This is a genomic window from Legionella qingyii, assembly GCF_003184185.1.
Genome location: NZ_QHJG01000016.1, coordinates 10,824 through 17,626 on the forward strand (window position 1 = coordinate 10,824; position 6,803 = coordinate 17,626).

Consider the following 6,803-nt stretch of genomic DNA (forward strand, 5'->3'; position numbering starts at 1 on the left):
TGCCTCCTTTTAACTACATCTGAGCAATTGGAGTTAACATGGGCGTCATATTATTTAAAGTTAAAGTACCTAATATTACTACTGAAATAAAAGAAAAAAATCTAATTATAAAACCTGATGGATTGGGTAGAGGTTGGGTTAATTTTCTTATAGAAGACAAAATGTTAATAACAGAAGAGCTTTTGGCAGAAGCATTTGCCTTGGTTAATAGATTTCAGAACGAAAATCCGGATATCATTATAACAAGCTCGGACATGGCAAAAAAATTAGCTCAGTTTCCCTCTAGATTTTCATCGATTATGTTTTTATCTTCTGTGTTTAACTCTTCTGCTGACCAGTCCAAAGCGGATTGCATCAAGTATTTAAAAGAACTCCCTGAATTTATTACTCAGGTTCATTTTGATGTCAAACATAAATGGAACAATCCAGAAGACGTAATAAAGGCTATTCCAAAACATGTGACTCATTTTAAGATTAATCTTGATGTCATTGCAAATTGCACTCATGAAGAACTGATTCGATTTTTTAGCAATTTTCCAAAGCATTTAACAGAAATTTCTCTTTTAGAAGGAAACCCACAAAATAACCTCGTTATTGATGATAAGGTGTTACGCGATTTGATTATTAGATTACCTGTTTCAGTAAAAACGCTTACGGTCCCTAACGATATGAATGTTTCCATTAATATACCAAAAAGAACATTAGATCTGGATGAATACAGAAAAAGAGAGTACTTCCCAGCGAGTTATGATGATCTGTTCTGCTCAGATGATTTATTTGAGAATGCACAAAATCTTTTAAATGATTACACCAAAAATACCAGTTGCAGCCCTGGGTTTTCACTTTTTTTTACTTTTCACTGGAATCGGCATCATGTAGACAAGGTAAATGAAATAGTGAAAAAAAGTACCAACATCAATGATTTATTGGATAACTTTCGACAGATAGAAGAGCAAAAAGATTTCAATCACACAGGCTCCTTGGCACGCAGAATTCACTACATAAAACATAAGCAATATGAGAAGTCTCAGGAGGCGAATCATGGTGCGGAGGTGTTAAAGCATCAGAATACGATAGATGAAAGCTCAAGCTTGCTTTCTTATTAATTATTATAAAAATCAATAGGAATATCCCAAGGTCGGGCCTTTGGCCCGACAGAAATTGTCGAAAGAATTTATACTGGAGAAGTTTGGAGGTTTGCCTATCCGAAATGAAGCCATAAAACGATGATGTTGGTTACTTGTTCTGGAGTATTAAGAATTTGGGTTATGTTGTCATTCATCATCGAACTCAAATTTATGAAGATTTTGCTTCTGGTAAAAAAGATGATTGCCCAGAACGGGCTAACTTTTTTAAAAGCATTGAGCAAGAATGATACTCTGGTGGCCTGGACGCTCGACCGGTTGGGTCGTGATTTGCATTCTCGTTAATACGGTTCATAATTTAATAGCCAGAAACACCCATATGATATATTGTCATAATCTTGGCAGCCCAACCAGCAATCAGCATCATATATGCTGATCATTTTCCGCCAGAAACCATACGATAATTTTTCGCTGCAGTAAGAAATGTCTTATATTCTGTAGGATTTTCAATTAAGCTTTCCGTTCTTTTCATCAAATCAATTGATTCCTCAGATGAAAGCCATTCATTTTCTTGCAATTTGGCAACTAACGTGACCATCATAAGTTCCAATTTAAAATAAAATGCTATCATTGCATTATCTTTTACATAAGATAACCGATCTTTAGCTTATTATTTTTTCATAGAGGGCTAAATTGCCTTATTGCAGTAGAATTAAAACTTGGGCGGTCTTGGAAAAATCTTATTTTACCTGGAGGGTTTGGATCGGACGGTAAAAAAAGCTTATGAAAATCCATCCAAAGGATTATTATTATGCGCAAGTAAGGAAAAGGTTGTAGCGTTTTCCTTAAATAGAACTTTATCCCCAGCATTAATTGTTGAGTATCAAATTCAACTCCCAGATAAAAAGTTGTTACAAGAAAAGTTACCTGAGATGTCATTAGAAGATAATAATTGTTAAAAAATATTATTTTATTATTAATAAAAAAGTATTTAAATTACCTCATCAGCAGTGAGACAATTCTTAATGCCGAAATAATTACAGACAAGGTTCAAAATGCTTTGTTTCATTAGGATAACTAAATAATGAATTTATTTGTAGTATATATTGGTGGTTGCCACCCTAATTCTTTAATCGAACTTCATGATCTACGCTTTATAGTCGCTAACTCCATTGAAGATACCTATGATGCTCTTAGAAAAAGCTGGTGGGGTATACCAAAAAGTTTACATATAGACGCCTGGGGCATTTTAAAGTATGCAGATGGACATAGTATTCAAATTTCACAGAAACAATCAGAAGATAGTGGTAATAAATTATTTTTCGTAAACTTGGGTGGTTACGATAAAAAGCAATTTACAGAGTTACATAAAAATATTTTTGTTGTTGCTGCTAATGAATTTGAAGCGAAACAAAAAGCACTAATTCAAATTTCTGACTGGGAATCCCCACATCGTGATTATTTATATGAAGTCGATAATTTACTTAATATTAATTCATTAATTAAAAATGAAGGTTATTATTTAAGTTTAAATAGGCAGGCCGAGCCTAAGCCGTTTGAATTTACCTGTTGTTACAATCCCATTGGTAGAGATTAAACCATTTAAGTAGTGATTAAAGATTTTGCGTTAGGGCAAAAATTCTGGATCGCGAGGTTTTTCATTAAGTTTTTTCATAATAGTCATTAAATGTTGATCTGTTATTGAATTAAAACTGGAACTTTTTTTAAATATTGCAGTACAAGTCCATTACAATTCTCATTAATTCCACGCTCTATGGCAACAGCAGTAGTTGTGTGATGTGTACCATTGAAGAAAGCTGGCCGCACGTTGAAATTTATTCCATTGATGAAGCATTTCTTGATTTAAGTAGCTTACCGATTGATTGTCATGACTCTTTTTATGAACAATTACAGAAAAAGATCCTAAAGGACACGGGAATACCTACTTCTATTGGAATAGGGCCAACTAAAACCCTGGCCAAAATAGTGAATCATCTGTGCAAGAAGGTGTTTAAAATTCCAGTGTTCAATATCACCTCGAATCGTGACCAGTTATTGCAACAAATTTCAGTAGGGGGCATATGGGGAGTAGGGCGGCAATGGGAAAATAAACTAATTGCCCCGAGGTATTCATACGGCTTATGATTTGGCAACGACCAATCCCCATCTTTTGAATGAGTTTTAATGTGGTGCTGATGCGTACCGCGCTCGAGCTTCAAGGAATCTCTTGTAATGGATTAGAAGAAGCTGAACCAAAACAAAGTATCATGTCATCAAAAAGTTTTGGCCAGATGCAAACCCAATACTCCTCTATTGCAGAGTCGGTGAGTAGCCATTGCGCAAGAGCCGTCGAGAAAATGCGTAACCAACAATTGAATTGCCAACGCAAGGTGGTTTTTGTCCATACCAATCGGTTTAGAGAGGATTTAGCACAACACTTTCAATCCATAGAATTTAAGTTCATTAATCCTACGGACGATTTGCGATTAGTTACCAAAATCGCCAAGCGATGTCTGCAGCGTATTTTTAAGCCAGGCTATTACTATAAAAAAGCAGGTGTATGTCTTCTTGATTTAATTCCTAAGAATCCACGACAATTGGACATATTTCATCAACCAAGTGACGAGCACTTAGATCATACGGAGCAATTGATGAGTGCTTTTGAGCAAATCAATCAAAAGTATAGACGAAGCACGATTCGACTCGCAGCTGAAGGATATTCAAAACCTTGGGCTATGCGAGCAGAGCTTAAATCACCTGCTTATACCACACGATGGTCTGAGGTTCCTTTGGTTTGGGTGTATTAAAGGGCACATCATGAATGCACTAAAGGATAGAAATCCAATAAGAAAAGCCACTCGGATTGATATGGATTTTTTTTATGTCGTGATTTTCCTGAACTTGACAATGAACTCATTGCAGTAAGAGGTTCGGTTGACCGAAGGGGGTATTGCAACATGCAATTATGCGGCGCGTGCATTTGGTGTACGCTCAGCCATGTCAACAGCATAGGCACTGAAATTATGCCGTTAATTCATCTTGCGACCTGTGCGCATGGAAGCTTGTCGAAACGAAAGCCAATCCATTAGAGACTTATTTGAAGAATACACCGATCTTATTGAACCTTTCTCTTTGGATGAAACTATCTTTATATGACTCTTAAAGCAGCAGGTTGATCTCAAAATTTCCGGAGTGTATACTCCATGCCTTCGTATTTTAACCAATATAATAAATGAAAAATAAAATTTTACTCGCTATACCGTTGGTTACTAGTATATATTCTGCTCATGCAAATAATTGTGGTAATTTAAATGTCTCCGTATTTAACAAGAGTGGGCACACATGTACTTTACGTTCAACTAATTTAACGAATGGCCAGATTATATTTGGGCAAGTACCTGGGATAATTGAAAATGGAGAGAAAGCCCTTGCTTTCACTCTTCAACAAACTTACACAGCTGGTCCCAGTATTCGTTTGGAATATGAATGTGATAATAAAACAATTAGTATTGTTTCTCGACAAGATTTATGTGTTATGTATGCAGGATCCGTTTCTGGAGACTACTCTAGTTCAAACAATGTCCATGCCGATTACATTGCAAAGATTGGCAGTTGGTGGAGTTCGCTTCCTGGTGAAATAAATTGGACTATTGGATAGGCTAACGAGGGCTTTGTTGCTGAGCTCCATGAACTGAAGTGTTTACTGGAGTTTAGGCAGCTCTATAGCTTGCGGGCATTCCTAACGAAGTCATTTTATTCATGACTTCACCGCCCTGCATTACTTCCTGCTCTTGTCGTTTAGAGAGTGCTCCCCAAAACGCCCTGATAACGATAGAAACCATATCAAATAAATGGATCAATTATTTGGACATTGAATTTTAGCTACGCCATCTATCCTGGATACAGTTCTTTAAAAATCATTAATCTATCTAATAATTAGGATATATTTGTAATTTCAAATTTTATAACCTCTTTATTGTATTAATATGGTTTGGGAAGAGGTATTTTCAGGATGTGCTGCAGCGATTAATTTTTGCGGCATCGTCAAGTTAACTTTTGTGAAGGCAAGAAAGAATGGTTGGTAAGTTTTAGGCGCAAAGAATCTGTGATGCAGCTGATTGCCAAATGTCTTTAGCCCTATGAAATTGGATTCGTTGTTGTAGTGCGGAGTTGGTATAGCGCCCAATGGCGACTGCGAAGAGATTCCTGGTTTTTCCCATCAAAGCCAGGACGGTTATTTTCAATAGTTTTGGCAAAACATTCTAAATTTTTTAGAGTGTCTTGGGGGGACCTTAAATCAGCAGTTTTAACCAATATAAGCATATTTTCTGCAGCATGTTTGCGAGCTCTATAAAATTGATTTGCAGCAGGGTTTTGCTCTAAAAATTCTAAATAGGATTCTATTTGTTGCTTTATCTCTTGTAAAGGCTCCTCAACTGGATACCCTGATAAAGCTTGTTTTACAGAAATTTGCGCATACGTAGCTTTTGCTTTTAAAAAATATAGGATGTTGTTTTCTTCAAATTGCTCTGGTTGAGCAATCAAACTCACAAGTTGCGCCTCCACCGCCTGTCTAAGGATAAAAGCCTCTGCCTTCTCACTGAGGCGTGTTAACTTTAACGCAACCATATGCTTCCTTTGAGCAGGGTCGTACCCACCTTCTATCTTATCTAGAGCATCTATCTCATCAGATAATCTTATGAATTCTTTATTCATTTTTCCTATATGAATGTCTATCTTATCGATGAAAGCAAGAAGTCGTGTTCCAGCTTCACGCAATTGTGAGGCCTTATCTTCTTTTAAATTACTAATTGTATAATCAAGTAACCGCTGGTGAGTTTTTTCTTCATCAATCGAAGCCAGCATTTCTTTACTCAGTTCCATCATCGTTGTTTTTGCAACTTGTTGGGCTGCATTTCCTTCTGTATATTCCGGCCCTTTAATTGCTTGCTGAATTGCGTTCGTTACTATTGCGCGAATATCTTTTGCTTGTTTGCCTTTATTTTCTTCTTTCAACTGTAGCGACGCCTCATGGCTTAATAGCACTGCGGCACCAGACATCACTTGAGTCAAACAATATCGTTCTTCCCAGTCAGTAGATAAAATTCCATGCTGAATTTTTACTATGTCGGTAAAATTAATGTCCGTTTCTGCAAGTAGACTTGCCATTAAAGGAGTTACATCGTCAGCACCTAAAGACTGATCCTTATTATCCTCGTCCTTGTTTAATGGTAAATATCTTTGATTTAATAACGGACCTAAACCTGCTGCTACTGAGTACTCTCCTTTTCTTAAAGCATTAATATAAGCTTGTGGCTTGTCGTTATAACCTTCCCTTTTAACCATAGACATATTTGCACCATAAAAACTAAGCACCTTATCTAAATATAGAGCATGCTTATAAAGCTTTGTACTGTGACACCCGAAAATGGTATAGAGTTTGATTATAAAAAGGCCACTCACTGATCTGAAGAGGTCCACAAAGTTAGCAAGCGTAGGCCGGGCTGAAAAGCCCAGCCTACGCGCTTTATCTATTAATCAAGGTTCAAATTAATACCAAAAAAAATTGAATTAATGGAGGGTTTTACCTAGTGGTTTCGTTGGCTTGAGATTGAGATGTGATAAAAAGCACAATAAATTCTGATTACTTATAATAGCAATGGTGAATTGTGTTCCGAGGAGGCAGACCACATCCTTGTGGTAGTGCATCGTCCTTGA

Annotated in this window: 6 protein-coding genes and 2 pseudogenes; 6 read left to right on the forward strand and 2 right to left on the reverse strand. The window is 36.5% G+C overall.

Annotated elements, in window-relative coordinates:
* Nucleotides 1-38 precede the first annotated feature (38 nt).
* Entirely contained in the window at nucleotides 39-1,106 is a 1,068-nt protein-coding gene (locus DGG96_RS10685; RefSeq protein ID WP_110142659.1) for a DUF5617 domain-containing protein, read from the forward strand.
* A 415-nt stretch (nucleotides 1,107-1,521) separates the two neighbouring features.
* Here DGG96_RS10685 and DGG96_RS10695 read toward each other — a convergent pair whose 3' ends face one another.
* Entirely contained in the window at nucleotides 1,522-1,716 is a 195-nt protein-coding gene (locus DGG96_RS10695) for a hypothetical protein (RefSeq protein ID WP_110142660.1), read from the reverse strand.
* 127 nt (nucleotides 1,717-1,843) lie between these two features.
* On the opposite strand from DGG96_RS10695, the gene DGG96_RS10700 reads away from it, so the two are divergent.
* The 5 genes and pseudogenes from DGG96_RS10700 (at nucleotide 1,844) to DGG96_RS10720 (ending at nucleotide 4,743) form a co-directional block, all read left to right on the forward strand.
* Nucleotides 1,844-2,044, forward strand: coding sequence for a PDDEXK nuclease domain-containing protein (locus DGG96_RS10700; protein WP_199739232.1), 201 nt, complete (start codon nucleotides 1,844-1,846; stop codon nucleotides 2,042-2,044).
* Between the two features lie 125 nt (nucleotides 2,045-2,169).
* Nucleotides 2,170-2,682 (forward strand): DUF1543 domain-containing protein, encoded by a 513-nt coding sequence (locus DGG96_RS10705; protein WP_110142661.1) that lies wholly within the window; start codon nucleotides 2,170-2,172, stop codon nucleotides 2,680-2,682.
* Between the two features lie 164 nt (nucleotides 2,683-2,846).
* A pseudogene (locus DGG96_RS10710) lies at nucleotides 2,847-3,892 on the forward strand (Y-family DNA polymerase); the annotation flags it as partial.
* A 10-nt stretch (nucleotides 3,893-3,902) separates the two neighbouring features.
* Nucleotides 3,903-4,226 (forward strand): annotated as a pseudogene (locus DGG96_RS10715) (Y-family DNA polymerase); the annotation flags it as partial.
* 91 nt (nucleotides 4,227-4,317) lie between these two features.
* A complete protein-coding gene (locus tag DGG96_RS10720) occupies nucleotides 4,318-4,743 on the forward strand; it encodes a hypothetical protein (protein WP_110142662.1) in 426 nt (141 codons plus the stop codon).
* A gap of 479 nt (nucleotides 4,744-5,222) precedes the next feature.
* Here the strand turns inward: DGG96_RS10720 and DGG96_RS10725 are convergent, their stop codons facing one another.
* A complete protein-coding gene (locus tag DGG96_RS10725; RefSeq protein WP_110142663.1) occupies nucleotides 5,223-6,437 on the reverse strand; it encodes a hypothetical protein in 1,215 nt (404 codons plus the stop codon).
* Nucleotides 6,438-6,803 lie beyond the last annotated feature (366 nt).